22 protein-coding genes are annotated in these 24,829 nt (G+C 57.7%); 3 read left to right on the top strand and 19 right to left on the bottom strand.

Annotated features, from left to right (window positions below):
* Positions 1-107: 107 nt before the first annotated feature.
* The 8 genes from QN219_RS27455 to QN219_RS27420 form a co-directional block, all read right to left on the bottom strand.
* Positions 108-488 carry a hypothetical protein gene (locus QN219_RS27455; protein ID WP_284003370.1) on the bottom strand — a complete coding sequence of 127 codons (381 nt, stop codon included), beginning with the start codon at positions 486-488 and terminating at the stop codon, positions 108-110.
* A 463-nt stretch (positions 489-951) separates the two neighbouring features.
* Positions 952-2,307, bottom strand: a complete 1,356-nt coding sequence (locus QN219_RS27450) for a Glu/Leu/Phe/Val dehydrogenase (RefSeq protein ID WP_284003388.1) — start codon at positions 2,305-2,307, stop codon at positions 952-954.
* Between the two features lie 132 nt (positions 2,308-2,439).
* Positions 2,440-2,937 (bottom strand): UPF0262 family protein, encoded by a 498-nt coding sequence (locus QN219_RS27445; RefSeq protein WP_284003369.1) that lies wholly within the window; start codon positions 2,935-2,937, stop codon positions 2,440-2,442.
* 610 nt (positions 2,938-3,547) lie between these two features.
* Complete coding sequence (pyc, locus tag QN219_RS27440; RefSeq protein ID WP_284003368.1) at positions 3,548-7,012, bottom strand: pyruvate carboxylase; 3,465 nt, start codon at positions 7,010-7,012, stop codon at positions 3,548-3,550.
* 21 nt (positions 7,013-7,033) lie between these two features.
* The gene (locus QN219_RS27435) at positions 7,034-8,695 is read right to left on the bottom strand and encodes an electron transfer flavoprotein-ubiquinone oxidoreductase (protein ID WP_284003367.1); all 1,662 of its coding nucleotides are present in this window, start codon (positions 8,693-8,695) and stop codon (positions 7,034-7,036) included.
* A gap of 9 nt (positions 8,696-8,704) precedes the next feature.
* Positions 8,705-9,277 carry a hypothetical protein gene (locus QN219_RS27430; RefSeq protein WP_284003364.1) on the bottom strand — a complete coding sequence of 191 codons (573 nt, stop codon included), beginning with the start codon at positions 9,275-9,277 and terminating at the stop codon, positions 8,705-8,707.
* A 64-nt stretch (positions 9,278-9,341) separates the two neighbouring features.
* Positions 9,342-10,223: a ribokinase gene (locus tag QN219_RS27425; protein ID WP_284003363.1), complete on the bottom strand. Its 882-nt coding sequence runs from the start codon at positions 10,221-10,223 to the stop codon at positions 9,342-9,344.
* A 53-nt stretch (positions 10,224-10,276) separates the two neighbouring features.
* On the bottom strand, positions 10,277-11,209 hold the full coding sequence (locus QN219_RS27420; RefSeq protein WP_284003362.1) for a dihydrodipicolinate synthase family protein: 933 nt from the start codon (positions 11,207-11,209) through the stop codon (positions 10,277-10,279).
* Between the two features lie 82 nt (positions 11,210-11,291).
* Here QN219_RS27420 and QN219_RS27415 point away from each other — a divergent pair, with 82 nt between their 5' ends.
* Positions 11,292-13,265, top strand: coding sequence for a VCBS repeat-containing protein (locus QN219_RS27415; protein WP_284003361.1), 1,974 nt, complete (start codon positions 11,292-11,294; stop codon positions 13,263-13,265).
* On the top strand, positions 13,262-14,074 hold the full coding sequence (locus QN219_RS27410) for a shikimate dehydrogenase (RefSeq protein WP_284003359.1): 813 nt from the start codon (positions 13,262-13,264) through the stop codon (positions 14,072-14,074). The genes QN219_RS27415 and QN219_RS27410 overlap by 4 nt, the downstream gene beginning before the upstream one ends.
* Here QN219_RS27410 and QN219_RS27405 read toward each other — a convergent pair.
* From QN219_RS27405 to QN219_RS27355, 11 genes are all read right to left on the bottom strand, one after another.
* On the bottom strand, positions 14,067-15,380 hold the full coding sequence (locus QN219_RS27405) for an amidohydrolase family protein (protein WP_284003357.1): 1,314 nt from the start codon (positions 15,378-15,380) through the stop codon (positions 14,067-14,069). The genes QN219_RS27410 and QN219_RS27405 overlap by 8 nt on opposite strands.
* 84 nt (positions 15,381-15,464) lie before the next feature.
* A complete protein-coding gene (locus QN219_RS27400; RefSeq protein WP_284003355.1) occupies positions 15,465-16,340 on the bottom strand; it encodes a ThiF family adenylyltransferase in 876 nt (291 codons plus the stop codon).
* Positions 16,270-17,052 carry a sugar phosphate isomerase/epimerase family protein gene (locus QN219_RS27395; RefSeq protein WP_284003353.1) on the bottom strand — a complete coding sequence of 261 codons (783 nt, stop codon included), beginning with the start codon at positions 17,050-17,052 and terminating at the stop codon, positions 16,270-16,272. The genes QN219_RS27400 and QN219_RS27395 overlap by 71 nt, the downstream gene beginning before the upstream one ends.
* 124 nt (positions 17,053-17,176) lie before the next feature.
* Positions 17,177-17,743 (bottom strand): IclR family transcriptional regulator C-terminal domain-containing protein, encoded by a 567-nt coding sequence (locus QN219_RS27390; RefSeq protein WP_284003350.1) that lies wholly within the window; start codon positions 17,741-17,743, stop codon positions 17,177-17,179.
* Positions 17,712-17,879, bottom strand: coding sequence for a helix-turn-helix domain-containing protein (locus QN219_RS27385; protein ID WP_284003386.1), 168 nt, complete (start codon positions 17,877-17,879; stop codon positions 17,712-17,714). Before QN219_RS27385 ends, QN219_RS27390 begins: the two co-directional genes overlap by 32 nt.
* A gap of 185 nt (positions 17,880-18,064) precedes the next feature.
* Complete coding sequence (locus QN219_RS27380; protein ID WP_284003347.1) at positions 18,065-19,009, bottom strand: FAD-binding protein; 945 nt, start codon at positions 19,007-19,009, stop codon at positions 18,065-18,067.
* A 24-nt stretch (positions 19,010-19,033) separates the two neighbouring features.
* On the bottom strand, positions 19,034-19,783 hold the full coding sequence (locus QN219_RS27375; RefSeq protein WP_284003344.1) for an electron transfer flavoprotein subunit beta/FixA family protein: 750 nt from the start codon (positions 19,781-19,783) through the stop codon (positions 19,034-19,036).
* Positions 19,784-19,900: 117 nt separating this feature from the next.
* Complete coding sequence (locus tag QN219_RS27370) at positions 19,901-20,977, bottom strand: sn-glycerol-3-phosphate ABC transporter ATP-binding protein UgpC (protein WP_284003341.1); 1,077 nt, start codon at positions 20,975-20,977, stop codon at positions 19,901-19,903.
* Between the two features lie 26 nt (positions 20,978-21,003).
* Positions 21,004-21,834: a fumarylacetoacetate hydrolase family protein gene (locus QN219_RS27365; protein ID WP_284003339.1), complete on the bottom strand. Its 831-nt coding sequence runs from the start codon at positions 21,832-21,834 to the stop codon at positions 21,004-21,006.
* Positions 21,831-22,583 carry a 3-deoxy-manno-octulosonate cytidylyltransferase gene (locus QN219_RS27360; protein WP_284003337.1) on the bottom strand — a complete coding sequence of 251 codons (753 nt, stop codon included), beginning with the start codon at positions 22,581-22,583 and terminating at the stop codon, positions 21,831-21,833. The genes QN219_RS27365 and QN219_RS27360 overlap by 4 nt, the downstream gene beginning before the upstream one ends.
* Before the next feature lie 58 nt (positions 22,584-22,641).
* A complete protein-coding gene (locus tag QN219_RS27355; RefSeq protein ID WP_284003333.1) occupies positions 22,642-23,472 on the bottom strand; it encodes an IclR family transcriptional regulator in 831 nt (276 codons plus the stop codon).
* Positions 23,473-23,561: 89 nt separating this feature from the next.
* On the opposite strand from QN219_RS27355, the gene QN219_RS27350 reads away from it, so the two are divergent.
* Complete coding sequence (locus QN219_RS27350; RefSeq protein ID WP_284003330.1) at positions 23,562-24,800, top strand: sugar ABC transporter substrate-binding protein; 1,239 nt, start codon at positions 23,562-23,564, stop codon at positions 24,798-24,800.
* Positions 24,801-24,829 lie beyond the last annotated feature (29 nt).

The raw sequence follows: 24,829 nt of genomic DNA, 5'->3' as shown, positions 1-24,829 counted from the left end.
AGGAGGTGCTAGTGCACGCAAGCACTTACCGCTAAGAGCCTTTCAATCGACCGGCGGGACGACGGGAGACCAAGTCCACTTGAGCTTATCGATCCCCATTCTCCACGTTACCCAATATTGCAGGTGAAGGGTGCGGTTTGGTGCGGCTGGCCAATTGTAGCTCGCTGGAAGGGTCCCACCCAATGCGGCAAGCGGACTTTATCCCATGACAGCACGAGCAGAGGATGAGCAAGCGGGGCGCCGTTCGCACCAATCGAGGCGGCATTCGGTGTCGCCCAGTCCAAGCAAAAACCTGCAAGCGGTCGCGCGATTTCCTGCTGAAGCTGATAAACTGGCGCTTCTATACGATCGCTGGCGCGTTGACCGCGAATGTCCAGCATGCGCTTCAGGAGGCAGGGAAGGTCTCCTTTAATACCGCAGCGGTTGAAAACCTGTCGGTCGCGATCCACAAGCGCTGGGATTTCCCCGACCAGGTCGCCCTCGCCCATCGTTCAACAACGATCCGTTCGCGCGTGATTATACACCGCTCTTATGCCGCAAGCTTCCCCAATAGGCAGGATCAGATAGGTGCCGATTTTCAGACCATACTGCGATCGATCGACGATCGACGCGCATATGGCATTCGGCGCCCTTCTGCAACCTCACACACTCTGAGTCGGCCTTGTCAAAAGGCCCGCTTCCTAATGCTGGCTAATCCCGTTCGCTAACGGATCGGGGAGGCCTTCGTCGATCAGAACTCACATCCAACCGAGATTTCCCCGGTAACCACCTGGTTACCTCGATGTAGATGCGAGTAACCGAAGTCGCCTCTGCAAATGAAGATCATAATATCAGCCATTTTCGTCGCAGCTTACAGTCAGGCGCAGCAATGCCTTAAATGCTAAATGCTGATCAGCTTATTCGCACATGTATGCCGCGACATAGACTGATGATGCGTCAGAGCAATTCCAGTCAAATTCCGATCGCCTCGTAGGCTTCCGCGATCTGACGGATGGATGCGACGTAGGCGGCCGTGCGGTAATCGCCGAGTTCCGGTTGTTCCTGCATCAGGTCGGCAATACGCGACCACGTGCTGCGCATGACGTCTTCGAGGCCGGAGCGTACGAGGTCGATTTCGGCGCCCCCTTCGAGGAATTCGTCGCGCATGTCGGTGGGAAACTCCTTACCGGTCATCCGCTCCAGGACAGTGGCGATTGCATGGTTCCGCCGCTCGCGCCGCCGCCGTTCCATCAGGCCGAATGGGATGTGGGTCAGGTTCTTCACCCACTCGAAATAGCTCACCACCACGCCGCCGGCGTTGACATAGAGATCGGGAAGGATTGTTACGCCGCGCGCGCGCAGGATCTTGTCCGCATCGAAGGTGATCGGCCCGTTGGCGGCCTCTACGACGAGTTGCGCCTTTATGCGCTCGGCGTTTTCCGCATGGATGGCATTTTCCATCGCCGCCGGGATCAGCACGTCGCAAGGCTGCTCGATGCCCGTCATGTCGCGGGCGAGCGAGGCGCCACCGTCGAAACCGAGGATGCTGCCGGTGCGGATCTGATGCTGCTTCAGCGCCTCGATCGCCAGGCCGTCAGGATTGGCAACATAGCCGTCTCGTTCCGCAACGACGAAGATGCGCGCGCCGTCCTCTTCGGAGAGGAACTTGGCGGCGTGGTAGCCGACATTGCCGAAGCCCTGAACAATCACGGTGGCGCCCTCGAGGTCGCGCTTGCCGTTCAGCCCGACGGTCCGCGTATCGCGGAGGAAGCTCTGGATGGCGAACTGAACGCCCCGGCCAGTCGCCTCGGTGCGCCCGGCAATACCACCCTTCGATAGCGGCTTGCCGGTCACGCAGGCACGCGCATTGACGACATCGGTTGGATTGGCGCGGCGGAACTCGTCCATCATCCAGGCCATTTCCCGTTCGCCCGTGCCGATGTCGGGGGCTGGAACGTTGACACCCGGACCGATCAGACTGCGCTTGTTGAGTTCCTGGGTGAAACGGCGGGTGATGCGCTCGAGTTCCTGCGGCGTCCATTCGCGCGGATCGATCTTCAGCGCGCCTTTCGAGCCACCGAACGGTACGTCGACCAGAGAGCATTTGAGGGTCATCAGTGCTGCAAGCGCCTCCACCTCTTCGGCATCGGCGTTGGGAGCATAGCGAATGCCGCCCTTCACCGGTTCGCAGTGCTCGCTGTGCACCGATCGCCAGCCGATGAAGCTATACATCCGGCCGCGCAGCCGCACACCGAAGCGAACCGTGTAGGTCGAGTTGCACTGAACGATCCGCTCTGCCAGTCCCTCCGGCAGATCAAGGAATGACATGGCGTGACGGAAAGTTTGGTCGACGCTCTTCAGAAAGCCAGCGCAGCTTCTTTCTCCGAGGTGCATTTCGCGTTGTGGTACTGTATTCACCTAGAACTCCTCGTTGGGTGGCAATCTAAGACCGCAGTTGCCTCAGCTCAGCAGAACTCGATGGCCGGCATTACGCGCGATCAGTGTATAGATCAGCGTAAACAGCCGACGCGCGGTCTCGGTATCGACGATCACTTTGCTCGAGAGATGATATCTAACGAGTTCGGCGGCCTTGTTGTGGATGGTCTGACGGCCTATGTCGATTGCTTCTAGCTTTTCCGGACCAGGGCTGCGGATCGCTTCGTAGTAGCTCTCGCATATTCGTGTGTAATCCCTGACGAGACGACGAAATGGAACCAGAGACAACTCTTGGGTCGCGACGTGTGTACCATAATTCGTCGTAATCCTCAGTATAAGGCGTGAACTAGCCAGGCACAGCTTAAGGCAATATGGTCCCCCAACATGTCCGACCGGCATAAAACTGTTAGTCTCAATCAAGTCCCGCAACGCGATGTCTCGTTCACGCTCAACGCGCTTGTCATGATTTGGCAGCAAGCGATCCACCAAAACATCACAAAGCCGAAACTCAACGGCGGCCACGTTCTCATCCCTCCGCGTGCGCAAGTGGGGCGCGCGCGGCCAAGCCCGATCTCGCGCTAATGAAAAGCGGGGCCGAACACTTCATGGCGGATTGCGGCTTCATTCGGTGGCGCCCTTCTCTGCGGTTAGAAGCCGGGCATAGTCTGGCAAGCGAGCACAAGCGGGTTGAAAAATTACCCGGAAGTCCACCATCTGCAATCTGTTCTTCAACGGGCTAACACCGTGACAACCGAAGCCGGAAGTGGCCCGAGACCACTTGCGCCGCCGAAAAGAGAAGGGGGCTTCCTCAATCATCATTAGCTTGTTCCGAAATCTCTGACCTGTCATTCAAGCACTTGTGCACACTTCAATGCGCGACTTTGTATTAGGTCGATAGATCCACTTGCCGGTTGCTGAGAGGACCAGTGAAAAACTGCTTAGATTAGACGGCACCGGTGGGGCCATCGGCGCACCACCTCATTGGCGTTACCGGCTGCTAATCCGGCCGCGGGTGATCTACGGCGGAAGCAAGCGAGCGCATGTGAAAACCACATTATAGCCGTTTCTTTGGGTTTCGCGTCGCCCGCGCGAACTGATGCTCAGCGCAGAACTAACGGGCCCTTCGAAGCTATTATGTTTCGTACGCGATGAGTAAGTCCTTCGCATCGATCTGGTCGCCGGCCTTGACGAGGATTTCGGCAATTGTGCCGTCCTTTTCCGCATGGATCGCCGTTTCCATCTTCATCGCTTCGATGGAGACGAGCACGTCACCGGCGCTGACGGCCTGGCCGGCCAAGGCGAAGACGCGGCTGATGACGCCGGGCATCGGCGCGCCGACATGAGCACCATTGCCGGGCTCGGCCTTGCGGCGCACGGCCGCACCCGTCGCACCGTGAGCCCGGTCCGGCACCTTGATGCGGCGCGGCTGGCCGTTGAGCTCGAAGAAGACGGTGACCATGCCCTGGCTGTCGGTGGCGCTCATCGCCTGATTGACGATGACGAGCGTCTTGCCTCGTTCGATATCGGCGAACAGCTCCTCGCCATCGGCAAGCCCATAGAAATAGGCAGGCGTCGGCAGCACCGAGACCGGCCCATAGGTATCGGAGGCGAGCGCAAAGTCGGTGAACACCTTCGGATACATCAGATAGGAGGCAAACTCGAAGTCGCTGACCTCGCGCTCCAGCTTGGTCTCGATGACCTTGCGCTCGGCATCGAGATCGGCTTCCTTCAGCAGCGAGCCGGGGCGCACCGTATAGGGCTTTTCGCCCTTCAGCGCCTTCTTTTGCAGCGCTGCCGGCCATCCCGACGGCGGCTGGCCGAGATCGCCCTTCAGCATCGACACCACCGATTCCGGGAAGGAGACTTCGCGCTCGGGGCTGACGACGTCGGCGACCGTCAGGTCCTGGCTCACCATCATCAGGGCCATGTCGCCGACCACCTTGGAGGAGGGCGTCACCTTGACGATATCGCCGAACATCTGGTTGGCGTCGGCATAGGCCTGCGCTACCTGGTGCCAGCGGGTCTCCAGACCCAGCGAGCGTGCCTGCTCCTTGAGGTTGGTGAACTGGCCACCCGGCATTTCATGGAGGTAGACTTCCGAGGCCGGCCCCTTGAGGTCGCTTTCGAAGGCGGCATACTGGTTGCGGACCGCCTCCCAATAGAAGGAGATGCGGCGGATCCATTCCGGATCGAGGCCCGGATCGCGTTCGGAGCCGGAGAGCGCCTCGACAATCGAGCCGAGACAGGGCTGCGAGGTATTGCCGGAGAGCGCATCCATCGCCGCATCGACGGCATCGACACCGGCTTCGGCGGCCGCAAGAACGGTCGCGGCGGCAATGCCCGAGGTGTCATGCGTGTGGAAGTGGATCGGCAGGCCGGTCGCCTCGCGCAGCGCCTTGAACAGCACCTTCGCCGCCGCCGGCTTCAACAGACCCGCCATATCCTTGACTGCGATGATATGGGCGCCGGCCTTCTCGAGCTCGACCGCAAGTTCGGTATAGTATTTCAGGTCGTATTTCGGGCGGGCTGAATTGAGGATATCGCCGGTATAGCAGATCGCCGCTTCGCAGAGCTTGTTCTCCTCGGCGATGGCATCCATCGATACCCGCATGTTCTCGACCCAGTTCAGGCAGTCGAAGACGCGGAAAACGTCGATGCCCCCCCGGGCTGCCTGGCGGACGAAATATTTCACGACATTGTCGGGATAATTCTTGTAGCCGACGGCGTTGGCGCCGCGCAGCAGCATCTGCAGCAGGATATTGGGCGCCCGCTCGCGGATCAGCGCCAGGCGTTCCCAGGGATCCTCAGTGAGGAAGCGCATCGAAACGTCAAACGTCGCCCCACCCCAGCATTCCAGCGAGAGAAGGCTCGGCAATGCATGTGCATAGGTGTCGGCGATCCGCGCGATATCATAGGTGCGCATGCGGGTGGCGAGCAGCGACTGGTGACCGTCGCGCATCGTCGTGTCGGTCAGCAGCACGCGCTTCTCGTTTCGCATCCACTCGCCGAACTTCTTCGGACCGAGCTTGTCGAGAAGTTGCTTGGTGCCAGATTTGATAGGGCTTTCGTAGCTCACGGGCGCAATCGGCTTCGCAGCGTCCTTTGGTGGCCGTCGGCGATCTTTTGCCTCGGGGTGACCATTGACCGTCACGTCCGCAAGGTAACTCAAAAGCTTGGTTGCGCGGTCTTTGCGTTTGACCTGCTGGAAGAGCTCCGGCGTGGAGTCGATGAAGCGCGTGGTGTAGCTGTTTTCCTTGAACTTGGGATGCGTGATAATGGCTTCCAGGAATGTCAGGTTAGTCGCGACACCGCGGATACGGAACTCGCGTAGCGCCCGGTCCATCCTGTGGATGGCTTCGGCCGGGGACGGCGCCCATGCGATGACTTTCTCTAGCAGCGGATCATAGAAAGGGGTGACGATGCCACCTGCGTATGCAGTACCGCCGTCGAGCCGAATACCGAATCCTGAAGCCTGCCGGTAAGCGGTGATGCGGCCATAGTCCGGAATGAAGTTGTGTTCCGGATCTTCCGTAGTAATGCGGCACTGCAGCGCGTGGCCGTTGAGGCGGATATCCGCCTGCTTCGGCACGCCCGATTCCGGCGTGCCGATGGCAAAGCCGTCGAGGATGTGGATCTGCGCTTTGACGATGTCGATGCCGGTGACCACCTCGGTGACCGTGTGCTCGACCTGGATGCGCGGATTGACCTCGATGAAGTAGAATTTGCCGGTGTCGGCATCCATCAGATACTCGACGGTGCCGGCGCCGATATAGTTGGTCGCCTGGGCGATCTTTAGCGAGTAGGCGGCAAGCTCCTGGCGCTGCGCCTCGCTGAGATAGGGCGCCGGCGCCCGCTCGACGACCTTCTGATTGCGCCGCTGGATCGAGCAGTCGCGCTCGAACAGATGCACGACGTTGCCATGCGTGTCGCCGAGGATCTGGCTCTCGACGTGGCGGGCCCGCTCGACCAGCTTTTCCAGATAGACCTCGTCCTTGCCGAAGGCAGCCTTCGCCTCGCGCTTGGCCTCGGTCACCTCGCGGATCAGGTCCTTGGGGTCGCGGATCGCCCGCATGCCGCGGCCGCCGCCGCCCCAGGAGGCCTTCAGCATCACCGGATAGCCGATCTCGTCAGCGAGCCGCTTGATCTCGGCCGGATCATCCGGCAGCGGCTCGGTCGCCGGCACGACCGGCACGCCGATCGAGATCGCCAGGTTGCGGGCCGCCACCTTGTTGCCGAGCTGGCGCATCGTTTCGGGCTTCGGGCCGATGAAGGTGATGCCGTTTTGGGCACAGGCTTCGGCAAATTCCGGGCTCTCCGACAGGAGGCCATAGCCTGGATGGATGGCGTCGGCGCCCGAGAGCTTGGCGACGCGAATCACCTCGTCGATCGACAGATAGCTCTCGATCGGCCCGAGGTCGCGGGCAAGATGCGGGCCGCGGCCAACCTGATAGCTTTCGTCTGCCTTGAACCTGTGCAGCGCCAGTTTGTCTTCTTCCGCCCATATCGCGACCGTTTTTATGCCGAGCTCGTTGGCCGCGCGAAACACGCGGATTGCAATTTCCGAACGGTTTGCAACAAGTATCTTGGATATGGGCACTGGTTATTCTCGCTAGAGTTGTTACATATTCGGATAGACCGGCCCCTCACCACCCTGTGGCGGAACCCAGTTGATGTTCTGATTCGGGTCCTTGATGTCGCAGGTCTTGCAGTGGACGCAGTTCTGGGCGTTAATGACAAAGGTCTCTTGCCCATCCTTCTCCACCCATTCGTAAACGCCGGCCGGACAGTAGCGCGTCGAGGGACCTGCATAGATGTCGTGCTCGGACGACTTCTGCAGCGCCATGTCCTTCACCTGCAGATGCACCGGCTGGTCTTCCTCGTGGTTGGTGTTCGACAGGAACACCGACGAAAGCCGGTCGAAGGTGAGAACGCCGTCGGGTTTCGGGTAGGCGATCGGCTTGTGCTGCGAGGCAGGCTCCAGCGAGGCCGCATCCGTCTTGCCGTGCTTCAGCGTACCGAAGATCGAAAGGCCGAAGAGCTGGTTCGTCCACATGTCGAAGCCGCCGAGCGCCACGCCGATTGCCGTGCCGAACTTCGACCACAGCGGCTTGACGTTGCGCACCCTCTTCAGGTCCTTGCCGATATCGCTCGAGCGCCAGTCGTTCTCGATCTCGACCACTTCGTCATTGGCGCGACCGGCTGCAATAGCCGCGGCGATCCGGTTCGCCGCCATCATGCCCGACAGCACGGCATTGTGGCTGCCCTTGATGCGCGGCACGTTGACGAAGCCCGCCGAACAGCCGATCAGCGCGCCGCCGGGGAAGGACAACTTCGGTACAGACTGATAGCCGCCCTCGGTGATCGCACGCGCACCATAGGACAGCCGTTTGCCACCCTCGAAGGTCGTGCGGATCGCCGGATGCGTCTTGAAGCGCTGGAACTCCTCGAAGGGATAGAGGTAAGGGTTCTTGTAGTTCAGGTGGACGACGAAGCCGACGGCAACGAGGTTGTCCTCGAGGTGATAGAGGAAGGAGCCGCCGCCGGTCTTCATGCCGAGCGGCCAGCCGAAGGAGTGCTGCACCAGCCCCTGTTTGTGGTTCTCGGGCTTGACCTCCCAGAGTTCTTTCAGGCCGATGCCGAATTTCGGCACGTCGCGGCCCTCACCGAGCCGGTATTTGGCGATCAGTTGCTTGGCGAGCGAACCGCGCACGCCCTCGCCGATAAGGGTGTACTTGCCAAGCAGCGCCATGCCACGGGCGAAGTTCGGTCCCGGCTCGCCGGAGCGCTCGATGCCCATGTCGCCGGTGGCGATGCCGATCACCGCGCCCTCGTCGTTGTAGAGCACTTCCGTTGCGGCAAAGCCCGGATAGATCTCGACACCGAGCGCCTCGGCATGGGTCGCCAGCCAGCGACAGACGTTGCCAAGCGAAACGATGTAGTTGCCGTGGTTGCTCATCAGCGGCGGCATCATGATATTCGGCAGACGCACCGAGCCGGCAGGGCCGAGCACCAGGAAGTGGTCGTCCGTCACCTCGGTCTTGAACGGATGGTCGGGCTCGTCGCGCCAGCCAGGCAGCAGACGGTCGATGCCGATGGGATCGACGACGGCACCTGACAGGATGTGCGCGCCGACTTCAGCCCCCTTCTCGAGCACGACGACCGACAGATCCGGATTGGCCTGCTTCAGACGGATCGCAGCCGACAACCCCGCAAGACCGCCCCCGACGATCACAACGTCGAATTCCATGCTTTCGCGTTCGGGAGCTGCTACGTTTTCCATGTTTTTTCCCTAGCTGCGAATGATGCCGAGGATGAGTGTCGTCGCAACGATTGCAAGCCATACTGAGGAGACGCGCTGGATCAGAAGCAGACGCGTTTGCGTCTTCTGGCTTCCCAAAAGAGCGCCCAATCCGCCCCAGGCAATCGCCATTGAGACTGCCAAGAGAACGAAGATACCGAGCTTCGGGAGAAACCGTTCATCCGTGGGCGGAGGCAGGAGGACGAGGGCGAAAACCAAGGCCTTCGGATTCAATAAGGTGGTAAAGTAAACACGCCGAATTGTGATCTCGTCATAACGCCCGACATTGGCGCCAATCGTCCAGAGTTTGGCCGCGAGATATAGGACCCAGCTTGCTGCGGCGGCCTTGACTAGCACAGAAACCGCCGGCCATTTTGAGATAATCTCGGCTCCAAGCAAGGTTAGAGGTAGTATCGTTGTAAGATATCCCCCCAGCTCAGCTGGTAGCAATTCAACAGTAGACCGAAGGCCTTTGCGTAAGGCAGCTAATCCCATCAGCGTATTTGTGGGTCCGGGTGTCGCAAGCAATGCAAGAACAGCGAACACGTAAGCAGAATAGGTCATAGGTAAATCTTGATGCGGCCATCTGGGTGAAAACGACTGGATCGAGCCCTGTGCTGGGGCGAAATCATAGGGTCCTCCAATTGTCAGTTTCGGACGCGAAGGGGATGCTTGACTGACTGCCTGGGCGTGAGCAGGCTATTGCCGCCGCCTTCGAAGCTCGTCGCATTGCGTCCTCGAGAGAAAAGCCGCGATCTAAAGCCGCCGCAAGGACGCCGACGAAACAATCGCCGGCCGCGGTGGTGTCCTTCACATCGACTGCCATCGCCGAAACCCTGATCTCCTTACCGTTCGTCACCGCTTCCGCACCCTCGCCCCCCAAGGTCCTTAGAACTCCCGTATTCAATCGCTTTGACAATGATCGAGCGGAGGGCTCGCATCCAAGCCACACCGCCAGCGTTTCGGCCTCGTCTTCGTTAACGACAATGAGATCGCAAAGGGACAGAATTTGAGGATCTAGCGGAAATGCGGGTGCAAGATTCAAGATCGATTGCGCGCTTGTTTCCTTGGCCCGCCGAACAAGTTTCGCGATTTGAGAAACGTCATTTTCCATCTGCATGAGGACAATCGACGCCTGCTGAAGAAGAGACTCATCAATGACATCGGAAGACGCGATCAAATTCGCACTCGCTGCGACGGCGATCATGTTTCGGCCCCCAGCGTCGATCAGAATTGAAGCACAGCCGGTTGGCTCGCGTACCCGCTGTACTCGGGTAACATCTGCCTTATCTTGCAGGTTTCGCAAAGCGATTGCGGCCATAGCATCATCGCCCACGGCCCCCACCATCACAACCGCGGCGCCATCACGGGCGGCAGCGACGGCTTGATTTGCGCCCTTGCCGCCCGCTTCTGTTCGAAAGTCTTTCGCCAGAAGCGTCTGGCCGGCTTGAGGTATCTCGCTCATCGAAAAGATGAGATCGACATTGATGGAACCAAATGTGATGATCATGGGTACATTCTTCGTGGGAACGCGATGCTCGGGTGCTACATCGCTCAAGATTGTTATCCGCGTTTGGCGATCGACTGCCTAAAGCGCTCGGTTCCTTCATGAATATGGTCGAGTAGCTTCACCACGGCCCAGTGCCGCTCCGCGATGTCGTAATCCGTCACGCGAGAGCGTGCGCTGGCGAACGTGCCAATCCGGGTGTGATAGGTTTTGGCAAGGCCAGGATACCCCATTGGCTCCGCCATAGCAGACAATGCCAGAAAGATTTCCAGATCTCGGCGCAGGTCACTATCTTCCGCCGCATGGCGATACAGCCAAGCATAAAGATCTGGGTGAAAATTGGTAAAGACGCCTGAGAAGCCTTTCGAACCGGCACGCATTGCAGCCGCGGCGATGGCTGCGTTCGCGTTCACAACCGCAAGATCGGAGCCCTCGGCGAGAGCCACGCGACGCTTCACCGTCTCAATATCGCAAGAGACGTCTTTCAATGTCACAAAGCGGCCAGTGTCCCGGCAAAGCTTGAACTCGTCATCGCTGAGAAGTCGGCGGTACGGCGCAGGGCATTCATAGAGGCCAAGCTGCAAATCACCTGGCACCCAGCTCAGCACGGCATCGATGCTGGAACGAAAAGCCTCTGATCCGGCATTGGCCGTATCGAGCCGATTGGTAACGAGCACAAGCGCGTCGATACCGGTGTCGGCCATGGCCTTCAATTCGGCTCGCTGATCTTCCGTATTTTCACTTACATGGCCTGAAGCAATAACCGGAACGCGTCCTCGCACAAGGGATACTACCCTCGTCGAGAGCGCTACGCGCTCTTCAAGCGACAACCTTTGCATCTCGCTCGATTGGCACACGGCAAAGAGCGCGTCCGCTCCCAGTGCTATGTACCACTCTACAAGCCTTTCGAGCCCGCCCCAATCTATGCGGTTGTCAATCGTAAGCGGGGTGAGCATCACCGGAACGACGCCGTGAGCGTTTTTGGTCATCTTCGTACTTTCCACTGGAATTGTAAGGCGATTTCGTTTTAGAATTGAATTCCAATTTAAACGGAAGCAGGGAGTAATGCAAGTGAGTGTTAAACGATGGGAGGATGATGCGACAGTCTGGCATGGCCCCGATTACGGTTCGGAAGCACTGCAATATCATCCGGACGTGAAGTCGGCCGCTGTGGCAGGTCGCATTATCACATGCGTCGAGGTCGTCGACTGGAGCGGCACCGGAACACGAGACCTTCTCCTATCCGCTTGGGATCCCTGCTATGACGGTCGCGTCTTCTTGCGCCGCCAAATTGGCACGAATGAAGATGGCAGCCCGATCCTCGGCAAGGAAGAACTCGTCGAAGGGGTCAGGGGTTATGTTACGGCCGTTCGCGACGGCGACGTTTTTCATTTGGTTTCAGCATCGCGTATGCGCAAGCAAATCTATATCTTTCCCAATGTCGGAAGTAAGGGCGACCCGGAGTTTGCCGACCCGGTGCGGCTTGATCTCGATGCTGACTGGGTAAAGGGCAACGAGTATTTCCATATGGCTCGCTTCCACGACATCGACGGAGACGGCGTTCCGGAACTGATCGTCGGCAGCGACTATTGGGATGACTATTGGCCGAACGGTCTCGAATGGAACGATGAAGGCTATCGCGGCTATGACGATGCCGGCCGTTGGCTCGGCGGTCCGTTGCGCGGATTTCTTTATGTCTTCAAGAACAAGGGCACGCTGGCATCGCCGTCGCTTGAACGTGGTAAGGCATTGGTATCCGGAGAAACGCCGCTCGAAGTTTATGGTCAGCTTGCCCCGGCATTCGGTCGTTTCGGAAGTGATAGCCAGACTGTTATCGCGGGCGAGTTCTGGAATATTCTGCATATCGCCCGGCAGCATGAAGACGGAACGTTTGCACCGACGAGCCTGATCGCCGCGGTGAATGACGAAGTCCTCGAACTCGACCAGTGCATCCACCTGCCCTGCGTCGTGGACTGGGATGGTGACGGGCTTGAAGATATTCTCGTCGGAGCCGAGGACGGTTACGTGACGTTTCTCAAGAATGTCGGCATCAGCGAAGACGGCCTGCCACGCTTCGAAAAGCGCGGACGCGTCGAGACCACCAAACCATTGATCCATGCCGGCGTACTACCAAGCCCGGCAGCTCACGACTTCAGCGGCGACGGTCATTTCGACCTCGTCGTCGGTAACAGCACCGGGGAGCTTCTCTTTTACGCAAGCCGCGAAGAGAACGGCATGATCTATCTGGACAAAGAAGTCATGCTGGAGGCTGACGGCAAGCCGGTGCGGCTTGCAGCCGGTTTGACCGGTTCCATCCAGGGCCCATCCGAAAAGATGTTCGGTTATTCTTGCCCGACACTCGCGAACTGGACCGGTTCCGGCCACATGGACATCCTGGTCAGCGACGTGACCGGCCGTCATCGGTTGTTCCGCAACACCGGAGAAAAAACCATTCCTCCGCGTTTTGGCGCAGAGGAATTCCTAACCTATAAGGGCAAGCCCCTGAAGACAGTCTGGCGTGTGCGCCCAGCCGTCGTCGACTGGGAGAAGAATGGTCAGCTACATTATGTCGCTCTCGACGAAGACGGCGTTCTCAGCGACTGGAAGAAGGCGTCCGACACTGAACTTGTCGAAAAACATTTCCTTCGCTGGGAAAACGGCGACGAAATGCGCTTCACGGTCGATGTCGGCGGTGGGCGCGGGCGCGTGAAGCTCTGCTTCTGCGATTGGGAAGGCACCGGCCGCACGGACCTAATTTTCGGCACCCATGCCCGCGCCTGCGTTCCACCGGACCCGCAAACGGGAGCGCCGCGAAACACAACCAAACAGGCGGGTCTCTTCCTGTCCCGTAATGTCGGTACACCGGAAGAGCCGCGCTTCGCGCTTCCTATCCCGTTCAAGTTCCGGGACGAAACCATCGCCATGGCAATGCACGTCGCTTCGCCGGAGGCAGTGGACTGGGCCGGACGCGGCGCTCTCGATCTCGTCGTCGGCGTCGAGGACGGTAGCATCGTCTGGCTGAAGCGCGAGGAGCTTTCTTGGTGAGTGTCGAGATCAAAGGGACGACAAGGTTGCTGGGGCTGATCGGTGATCCAATAGCTCAGGCAAAGTCACCCTCTGCTATCAATCCCATCTTTGTGGCTCGCAGCGTCGACATCGCATGCGTGCCGTTGCATGTACCCCCCGCCGATCTTTCCACGATCTGGGCGGGACTGAAGGCGATGCCGAACCTCGTGGGGTTCGGCATTACTCTGCCATACAAGCAGACTGCCATCGGACTCTGCGACACGCTTGATCCGGTCGCCGACCGGGTCGGCGCGGTCAATCTCGTGCGTCGCGAACGGGACGGCAGCTTCCGTGGGTACCAATTCGATGGAAAGGGCTTCGTCCGTGGCTTGCGATCAAGAAAAGTCGCCACCGAGGACCGGGATGTGCTGTTGGTCGGCGCGGGCGGCGCCGCGATCGCCATCGCCTTCGCACTTGTCGAGGCGGGAGCAAAAAGGGTTGTCGTCTCGAACCGCACCGTTGAAAAGGCTGAGGCTTTAGCAGGAGCGGTGAATTCCTATTTCAGACGTAGCGTCGCCAGGGCCGGGAACCCCGTATCCACAGCCGGGCAGCTCGTTATCAATGCCACGTCGCTTGGCCTGAAGACGGCGGATCCCCTCCCCTTCGACCCCGTTGTGCTGAAGCCCGGAATGACCGTTGCTGAGGTTATCGCTGAGCCAGAAATCACACCCCTTTTATTGCAGGCAAAAGCACGGGGCGTTGAGACCCACTCGGGCATGCACATGATCAATAGCCAGGTTGATCTTATTGCGGACCACATCTGCGAAATCTGGGGCGAGGTCACCTGAAAAGCTCATGAGCGTTCCGACGCATGAGGCGATCCAGAAGCTCGGGCACGTTTTCGGCTCCGAGCCAACCACGCTCTACCAAGGATGAGATTGTCTCGGTAAGACCCGCGCGCGCGATCGCTGCATGCCCAACCACATTCTCGACGGCAATATAGTCTCCGCCGAATATCAAAACCTTGTTGGCTGGTACCGCCATCAGAAACTCGGCCAGGAATCTGACGCATGCAACAGGGTTGATTATCCATGCCCAGCAGAGATCGACATACGCGTTGCTATATTGCTTGCAGAGTGCAATGTACTCATCCTGATATGGATATCCAATGTGCATGAGCACAAAGTTGATCCCGGGATAGTCCTCTAATAGCCGACACACGTCGACTGCGTTATCTCTTATCCGGACGAGCGGCATGTTGCTTTTCGCTGCATAGTAGCCAGTGTGTAGCTTGACGGGCAGCTTGAAATCCTGAGCTTTTTTCATGCAGTAATGAAACAGGTAATCTTCCAATGCCTGTGCGCCCTCTGGACCGAGATAAGGTCTAGGGGCAATCAGGGTCTTGAATTGCTTTTCGGCAACGTGTCGCTCCACGTGGGCAAATCGAAGTCCTCTGTAGTATGCGCCTTGATATTTGACGGCGACTGCTTTCGTTCCAAACCGCTCGAAGTAGGTATCGATGGTCTTTAGCCAGTCGTCGAAGGAGCTGATTGTTAATCCCATCTCTTCTTCAACTCTGCGGATGTCCGTGAGGCTGCACCTAGTAAGCTCCATTATGCTAAGGTCTTGCTTCAGGAGTGCAGGTTGGGCAGTTTCCATGAAAATGCGTTCGACGGAGTGCACGTGACATTCCGAGATGCGGCAAACGTCCTTCAGAACGTAATTGTAAAAGCCAGGTTTTTTTACCTGATGGTATTTATCCGCCAATTCCTCAACAGTGTTTGATGAAAGAGAAGCGATGCCATAGAGCTCTCTAAATGTTATGCTTAACGCTTGAGCATAGCCGGTATGGCGGATGCGCTCCCAATAAGGTGATATAACACTGAATTTGTCTACGGAAGACAAATCTGGGTCATAAAACTGCTCTTCCTCAACCGTGCTCATGCCAGCACTATGGAGATCTTCTAAGACGTAGTCCCTGAACAAAAGCGGCCAGTCGTCGCATCGGAACATTGTGTCGATCACGCCCGAGAACCTGCGCGGTTCCTCTACCAGATGCTCGTGCGTATCAATGAGCGGAGTTTCTTCAACTAGATCCCTGATCCAAGCTTTCGATGTGATTGCCATCTTATCTTTCCGTTTGAGGTCCTGCATGCGCCCTCGCCAACGAGAAGGGCTCTGTGCCGCCTAGCTCTAGACTCCCTAAGGTCCCGCGCTGAAACTCGACTCTGCGCAACGCTAACTAAGAGGAGTACCCGCTTCAAATCCCGCAGCAAATCCCGCTATCAACCTGATCTGAGCGGCCAGCATATCATTGCCGTCCGATACTGTGGCACCGGCAGCACGTGCCGCTTGCAAAAGGGGCGTCTCCGCTGTCAGGCTGGCGATGTCCGCGACAAGCATGTCGCGCCGAAGCAACTCCTCCGGCATTGGGAAGTGAGCGGCTCCTTTGATTCCGATCGGCGAAGCATTTATGATGATGTCGTAGTCCCACCCCCCTGTGGCATCTGCCCCCTTGGCGCGACCGCTTCTTTTCGCAGCGTTGAACATGTCCACGGTGAACGTAAGCGCAGTAGCGTTTGGATCGATGATCTCCAGTCGAGCGACGCCCTCAGCCGCGAGGGCAAAAGCGATGGCACGCCCGGCGCCTCCTGCTCCAACCATTAGCACGCGAGCATCGCGCAAACGCTCCTTCGCTTTACCCAAGCCGTCGATAAAGCCCTGTCCATCAAACAGCGCTCCGTGCATGCGGCCATCGAGGCCGCGCTGAACCGAGTTGACTGCTCCAACCGCTTTCGCTGTAGGTGTCAAGGTTGAACACCGTCCGCAGGCCGCCACCTTGTGGGGTACCGTAACACCAATGCCAGCTAGGTTGGACATTTCTGAGAATGCATCCCAGGCAGCGTCAAAATCTGCCGATCTGACGTGGAAGGGGACAGCGTAAAGGTTGGCACCCGCTGCAGCAAAGATCGGATTAATTAAGTGTGGCGTCTGCACCTGCGTAATAGGATCGCCAAAGACGGCGTAGACGCGTGAGTGACCGTTAAGATTGGGTATCTGTTCCTGCACGTTGAGTGCCCCCAAAAATTTGTTCACAACGGGAAAGCGCGACATCCAGCACTTCGGCCGGATCGCGCTCCCACCAATCCCTAGAAAACAATTCCACCTTGACAGGACCCTCAAAACCTGCCTCCCGCATTAGACGATCGATGGCGGCAAGATCTATGATCCCGTCGCCCATCATGCCTCTGTCGGTGAGAAGGTGCTTGGTCGGAAGCAACCAATCGTTAACGTGGAACCCAAGCAACCGGCCGGCACTTCCTGCGCGGTGGATTTCCGATTCCAGCCGCTCATCCCACCAGACGTGGTATACATCAATGACGATCCCGATACCCGGTCCGAGCGTTTCGCAGAGATCATTTGCGTGGGAAACACTCGCAACGACGGTTCGATCGCCGGTTAGCATTGGGTGGAGAGGCTCGATTGCCAGCTTCATTCCAAGGGGCTTTGCGATCTCCAGCAAGTGACCCATCTCGTCTTCGACACGGCGTCGAGCCATACCGAGATCGCGATCTCCTTGCGCAAGACCGCCGGTAAAAAGGAAGACGTGATCAGCGCCAAACCTCGCAGCTCTTTCGAGTTCGAACCGTGCCTGCTCCAGATATCCAGGAGTGAACGGGACAATTCGGTTGTAGCCGGAGACGGTGATGCCATGTTCGCGAAGAGCATTCAGCGCTTCAGCCTCTCCGACCCTGTCGATCTCGTTGCCCCAAACGGAGACCACCCGAATGTCTCGTTCGGCACAAAGTCGAACGAGAGTCGTCATATCGGCGCGTTCTCGAACTGTCGCGTGGTTAATGACGACAGATCTTGAGGAACTTTCAGTTAAAGACATCTCGACGATAAACCCATCAAGTAATCTCTGCAGCAGCAGTTGCTCACACCCAGGGTCATCTGGGACGGACCGCGGTGCGTTGACGGTTGCGGAGTGGCCAGATCTGACTAAGTTCAGCCGCCGCCTGATTAAGTGCGGCCGCAAGCTCTTGCCAGCGATCTGGTGTTATCCGAACCATGGGCCCGGCGACCGATACGGTGCCGGCAACCCTTGCGTTGGAACTGGAATTATCTCGAAACGGGATCGCGACAGCCGCGGTACCTGCTTCGGCCTCTTCCAATGAAGTCGCGAAGCCCTGACGCCGTGTCTCAGCTAGCTTCTCTCGAAGCTCGTCAACATTGCGTGCGCTATTTGGGCCGAGCTTGCGGGAGCCGCCAAAGCCCCTTGAATATGCAATCGAAAGCGCTTCCTCCTCCGGCAGTGTTGCAAGCCAAGCCTTCCCGTTCGCCGTAGCGTGCAGGATTATCTCCTGCCCCATGTCGGGATCATACTTCAGTCCGCTAATAGCACCTTGCGCGCGAGCAACCCAAACCAAGTCCTGGCCCTCCAATATAGCCAATCGACAATATTCCCGAGTTTGCAAGGCCAGCTTATCTAAAATGGATTGCGCCATCTGGGACATTTCGAGCATCGAGATTGCGAAAGGCCAATGTGCTCATCCTTAAAGAAAGTGCATACTTTTGACTTGTCGTATCCTGTATTACCCAGCCTTGACCAGCCAGAGTCGCGAGTAGTCGATGCACTGCACTCGCCGGCATATCAAGTCGACCGGCCAATTCTGAAAGCTCAACCGGATCAGGCTCTCCAGCCAAAATTTGGCATCTCGTTACGGCGGCGACTGTCATCCATATCTCCGGGTTCGTGAAAAACTCCAAAACGGAATTCGTTTCCAATCAATTAGACCAGAGAGAAATCTATGACCTCGCAACTGGCGGCTAAGTAGTCAGACCTTCGTAATCTGCCGTTGGAACTCTGGCAGCACCTCAAACAGATCGGCAACGAGGCCATAGTCGGCGATCTGGAAAATCGGCGCCTCTTCATCCTTGTTGATGGCAACGATGACCTTACTGTCCTTCATGCCGGCGAGATGCTGGATGGCCCCGGAAATGCCGCAGGCGATGTAGAGGTCGGGGGCGACCACCTTGCCTGTCTGGCCGACCTGGCAGTCGTTCGGGGCGAAACCGGCATCGACGGCCGCGCGACTGGCACCGACGGCAGCCCCGAGCTTGTCGGCAACCGGCAGGATCACTTCCTTGAACTTTTCCGACGAGCCGAGCGCCCGTCCACCCGAGATAATGATCTTCGCCGAGGTCAGCTCCGGACGTTCAGACGTCGACAGCACATCGGTAACGAAGCGCGATAGGTCGGAAGAAAAGGCTGCCGTCGAGATTTCCTCAACGGCAGCAGGTAGGCCTTGGGAACTGGCCTGGGAAAAGGAGGCGGTACGTACGGTGATCACCTTCTTAGAATCGGTTGTCTGCACCGTCTGGATGGCGTTGCCGGCATAGATCGGCCGTCTGAAGGTATCGGAGGAGACGACCTCGATGATTTCCGAAACCTGGGCGACGTCGAGCAGGGCGGCGACGCGTGGTATAACGTTCTTGCCGGTCGAGCTGGCCGCGGCGATGATCGTTTCATAGTCCGCCGCAATGGAGTAGATTAGTTCGGCAAGTGGTTCCGCTAGGCTGTGACCAAATGCTTCGCCCTCAGCGAGCAGCACCTTGGACACATCGGAGAGCTTGGCAGCCGCGTCGGCGGCGGCCTTTGCGTCCTTGCCGGCGACTAGAATGTGAATGTCACCGCCGATCTGCGTTGCGGCCGTCAGCGTCTTGGCGGTCTGGTCGGAAAGGTGATTGCCGTCGTGATCAGCCAGAAGAAGAATGGCCATGGATATATCTCCCTTTGTCGAACCCTAGAGGACGCCAGCTTCGGTCTTCAGCTTCTCGACCAGCTCGGCGACCGACTTGACTTTGACGCCCGCCTTGCGGCCGGATGGCTCCTCGGTCTTCAGCACCTTCAGACGCGGGGCGGTGGAGACGCCGAAGTCGGTTGGGCTATTCTTGTCGAGCGGCTTCTTCTTCGCCTTCATGATGTTCGGCAGCGAAGCGTAGCGCGGCTCGTTCAAGCGCAGATCGGTGGTGACGACGGCCGGAAGCTTGATCTCGATCGTCTGCAGACCGCCATCGACCTCGCGCGTTACCTCAGCCTTGCCGTCGCCGATCTCGATCTTCGAGGCGAAGGTCGCCTGCGCGGTGCCGAGCAGCGCCGCCAGCATCTGGCCGGTCTGGTTCGAGTCGTCGTCGATCGCCTGCTTGCCGACGATGATCAGCCCCGGCTGTTCGGCGTCGACGACGCCCTTGAGGATCTTGGCGACGGCGAGCGGTTCGACGGCGTCGTCGGTCTCCACGAGGATGGCGCGGTCGGCACCCATCGCAAGCGCCGTGCGCAGCGTCTCTTCGGCCTTGGCCGGACCGATCGACACGACGATCACCTCCTCGGCCTTGCCGGCTTCCTTCAGCCGCAGCGCCTCCTCGACCGAGATCTCGTCGAACGGGTTCATCGACATCTTCACATTGGCAAGCTCAACACCCGTGCCATCCGACTTCACGCGGATCTTCACGTTGTAATCAACCACCCGCTTCACGGGGACGAGAATTTTCATTGTAATGCTCACCTGTCTGTTATCAATGAGCAGCGCGCCAAAAGGCGCACTAGTCAACTTGCTATTGTGCGCACAAGTGCTGAGTACCTCGCAGCACGTAACAAGAGTTCAAACTGCTTACGCTGCGAGTCTGCTCGTGCCAACAATACGTTCCCCCGTGGCGCCGTCGAAGAGGTGTGCGATTGAAGGATCGAAGCCGATTGAAATTTCATCGCCCACCCGGACCTCGATGCGCTCCCGGATGAGGCATGTGAGTCTCGTCTGCCCGACATCAGCGATAATCTGAGTCTCAGAGCCGGTTGACTCAACGACGTATACTTTCGCCTTGTATCCTTGAGGATCAAGCCGAATATGTTCCGGTCTGATTCCAAGCGTAACCGGTTTCCCAACGACGTTCCCTCGATCTTCTGCGATGTTCCAGATCGTGCCGCTGTCATCTTTCATTCCCGTTGTGGTCAGCGTTCCCTTCACGAAGTTCATCGCTGGAGAGCCAATGAAACCTGCGACAAACAAGTTTGCGGGACTATCGTAGAGGTCCAACGGAGTGCCGATCTGCTCCACAATGCCATCATGCATCACGACGATTTTATCTGCCATCGTCATCGCTTCGATCTGGTCGTGCGTCACGTACACAATCGTGCTGCCCAAGCGCTGATGCAGAGCCTTGATCTCCGATCGCATTGATACGCGCAACTTCGCATCCAGGTTGGAAAGAGGCTCATCAAAAAGGAACACCTTCGGGTCCCGCACAATCGCTCTTCCCATTGCAACGCGCTGACGTTGACCACCTGACAGTTCGCGGGGATATCTGTCGAGCAATTTCTCAAGTCCGAGGATACTCGCTGCATTAGATACGCGCTGACTGATATCCGATTTAGAGGCTCTCTGCAGTCTGAGCGCGAATCCCATATTTTGCGCGACCGTCATATTCGGATAGAGCGCATAGTTTTGAAACACCATCGCGATGTCACGCTCTTTCGGAGAAATGTCGTTGACGACCCTTTCCCCGATGCGGATTTCTCCGGAATTGATGGATTCGAGACCAGCGATCATGCGCAGCAACGTTGACTTCCCGCAGCCGGAGGGGCCCACGAGAATCACGAACTCACCATGCGCGATGTTAATGTCAACTCCATGGATGACGGGATAATTGCCGTACGCCTTGCGGAGATTTGCGATTTTCAAATTTGCCATGTGCGGTGTTCCCTTAGTTGTTTGGTTTACTTTTGAGGCATCTGCCTGTGGAGGGATGCGCCTTCTATGTGGGCGGCTGCCGCGAGTGTTGGCGGCTCTTCCTCGGCCGCAACTCGAAGCGTGACAGGGTTGAACCCATCGAACGAGGCTGTGATAAGGGCGCCCGGCAAGACCTTTTGCGCGGGCGTATAGGAACCGGTGATAACGAATTGACCGGCTTCCAATACCAATCCTCGGTCGGCCAAATGATTTGCCAGGGCAACCAGCACATCCACCGGATCACCTGCAGGGTGGGTGTAACGCTTCGAAAGGATAACCTTACGATCGATATTAACCGTGATGCCGATCTCTGCTAAGCCTCGATGCTGCCCGCCATACATCGGCATACCCAGCACAACTCCCCCATTGCCCAGGTTGTCGGCCACGAGATGTGCTTGAGACGACCCGAACCCGTCGACTAGGCGGCTCTCCAGCATCTCAAATACTGGTACTACGCCACTGACGTGCGAAAGGACCTCAGATTTTGTGTAGCCATGACACGGCCGTGGCGGCAATGGATCGTCGATTAGGAAAGCGAGCTCACATTCGACCCCGTGACCAATTCGCCCGACAAACGGCACTTTGCTGCCGCTATGAAACGTGTCGCAATCAAACAGTGGTGCTGATAACAGGGCTCCATTCGCCTGTAGTGAAGCCTTCCAACCGACAATAGAAGCGGCAAGGAGCAGGCGTGTTTGTGCCTGTACCTTATACGCATCGCTTAGCGCGCCAATGCCGGATAGGCTTACCTCGCCGGAGCGGGTATTCCTCCGCTTTCCTACCAATCGTAAAGACGCCTCGTGAAGATTTTTATTCATGACGTCCTCTGTGCAGATAGAGCTAATCGGCGGCGGGCTTCTTCGAGGTCGTCGTGAGTGTCGACCCCAAGAGGCAGTGTATCAACAACTGCGACACCGATGGTCAGACCCAAGGCAAGAGCTCTTAGTTGCTCAAGTTTTTCAAGGCGTTCAAGTTGGGATGGCTGGGCGGCTACAAAACGGTCGAGTGCGTCGCGTCGGTAAACATACAGCCCGATGTGATGCAGAAGGTTACGTGCCCCATGCGGGACCGGTGACCGACTGAAGTAGATGGCTCTACCCATCAGAGAATCCTCTTTTGAGGGCTCTACAGCCACCTTGACGACCGCCGTGCGCTCCGCTTCAGACGGATCAGATACAGGAGTTGCCAGCGTGACGATGTCGACATTAAGGGTTTCGAGTACAGAAATTGCTTTGCGCAATAAAAGCGGTGAGAACGTGGGCATGTCGCCCTGCAGGTTTACGACAACGTCGTATATTCGATCAGGATCAAAGCTTGACAACGCCGCGTGGCATCTGTCCGACCCAGATGCAAGATCGGTCTCCGTCAAAATGACGTTGGCACCCGTTCCCACAAGCGCATCAGCGATCACCTGGTCCCCGGCGGCGATCAACACAGGGCCCAAACCCGCTTCCACACCTCTGCGAAGCACATGCCGGATCATCGGCTCTCCGTGAATGTCAGCAAGAGGCTTGCCAGGAAGCCTGCTCGAATCCATTCGCGCGGGAATAACGACGACTGGTTTCATGGCTTCCTCCACCGTGACGCATCTGTTTCGCGAGGAAAGTCACCGATCAATGTAATGTTCATGCTGCGTCGCCTTCGCCTGAATCAGATCCGGCCACGGAGCGGAGGGGCCACACCAGCGCAAGCTCTGCTGCGCTAGCTTTTGCCTGCGCACCAAGTTCCTCCAGTCGTGCTTCATTTAAGCGAAAGGCTGGCGCAACGATGGCGAGCGACCCTACGAATTGACCAGAGGTCGTGACGATTGGAGCCGCAACGGCGCCGATTGCTTCTTCGGCTTCCTCCAGCGCAATCCCGTAACCTCTTGCTGCAGTGCGGTCGAGTTCAGACATGAACTCATCTACGGTCTTGATTTCGCGCGGGCCATAACTGCCCGGCTTGCCAAGCCCTGCCTCCAGCGCACGTTTGAGCGCAGCTTCACGCGACAGTGTTGCCAGCCAAACCTTGCCGCTTGCGCTGACGTGAAGTGGCAGGACGGGAAATGTTCGCGAGCGGCAGATTAGGCTTCCCTGGGCTCCTTGAGCGTGGGCAACCGTCGTTAGATTTTCACTTACGAGCGCAGCCAGCCGGATAAGTTCTCGGCTGCTTCGAGCGAGTCTATCCAGTACAGGCTGCAACACATCCGGTAACGATGCCGCCTGCATAAAGCGATAACCTATGGCTGGCAGCTTCAACGACAGGCGGTAAAAGTCTGTGGCATCGTCTTGCTCCACCCACCCCAAACCGACGAGCGTCGTCAGGACGCGATGGGCGCCGCTCCTTTGCAATTCAAGCCTGTCTGCCAAGTCCGAAAGGCGCATGCTCTGCGCTTCCGTTGCCAGAAGCTCGATGATTGCAAAGCAATTTTCGATAAGCGAGTTGACAACCTTCATCTGCGTGGAATACCATTCCATTAAGAACTCGTTTCAAGGTAGACTCCTTTTCGACGACGGTCAACCTGCTAAGTTCGCTCAATCAATCAAATGGTCCCGGGAGGAGTCACATGAAAGCCTTCAAAAGAGCCGCAATCGCCTTCGGCTTTGCGCTTACGTCGACTGTGAGCCATGCGGCGGATATCGAATGGCCGAGCTTTCTTTGGAATGATCCTGGACTGGCGCCCGCCCTCAAGGAACTGAAAGGCACGTACGAGAAGGAGCATCCCCAGGATCACATCAACAATGTACTGATCCCGGTCTCAACTTTTTGGGACAAGCAGTTTGCTGACGTGAGCAATGGAAACCCGCCGGATATTGGTACCTTCTACGATCCCGATGTTCGTTCTTATATCGAGCAAGGTCTTCTAGAAACTCTTGACGACTACCTGGGGGCGGCCGGCATTGATCGCTCCAGTTTTGTACCTACCGCTTCCCTTGGACAGAAGGACGGACATATTTATGCCGTGCCGGTTGTCGTTAACGCCCGCGCGCTTTTCTATAATGAAAAATTATTTCGCGAGGCTGGGCTGCAGCCTCCCAAAGACTCGGCGACGTTTCTGGAGGCGGCCAAGAAATTGCGCCAACCTGCGGCGCAGCAATTCGGGTATGCCACTGCATCCAAGCCCGGCAATGCTAGCCTGAATTATATCGAAATTTCGCCTTTGATCGTAGGATTCGGCGGCGGCTTCTTCAAGGAAGGACGTCCGAGTGCCAATTCGCCCGAAACGATTGCTGCACTTAAGCTTTACAAGCAACTTTTCGATGAAAACTTAATACCACGGGGCGTCGAAACCGGCGTCTATCGTGACATGTTTGCCCATGGGAAGGTTGGCATGTACGCAGCTGGCTCCTTCATTGCTGGCGTTGTTGAGAACGCAGACAAGGACGTCTACAAGGATCTGCGCGCAGTTCCATTGCCGTTCCCGGGCCATCAGACAGTCTCGGTCACTGTGTTCCTTGGGATCCCCAAAGGCGCCAAGAACAAAGATGCTGCCGCCGCTGTGCTAATGCGGATGCTCAAAGACGATTTCCAGCTGAAGATCGCGCAGATCGGCAAGGCTTACCCAGGCCGCGTGAATATGTTGCCTGCCACGTTCTTCGATCAAAATCCGTGGTTCAAGGCATTCGAGAGCGCATCTCTCTCTGCTCGTTCCTATGCGCCCGAAGGCGCGGAGCAGTACGGACCGGAGATCATCAAGATCGTTTCCGAAGGCGTGGAGAACATGCTCTTCCAAGGCCTCTCTCCAGAGGAGACAGCGAACAGCCTTCAACAAAAGCTCACAACGTTCATTGCGACAAAGCACTGAGTTTTTTGAACGTCAAAATCGCAGGGGAA

This window comes from Sinorhizobium sp. 8-89 (assembly GCF_030124325.1).
Taxonomy (GTDB): domain Bacteria; phylum Pseudomonadota; class Alphaproteobacteria; order Rhizobiales; family Rhizobiaceae; genus Sinorhizobium.
This window is presented reverse-complemented; position numbering and strand designations above follow the sequence as displayed.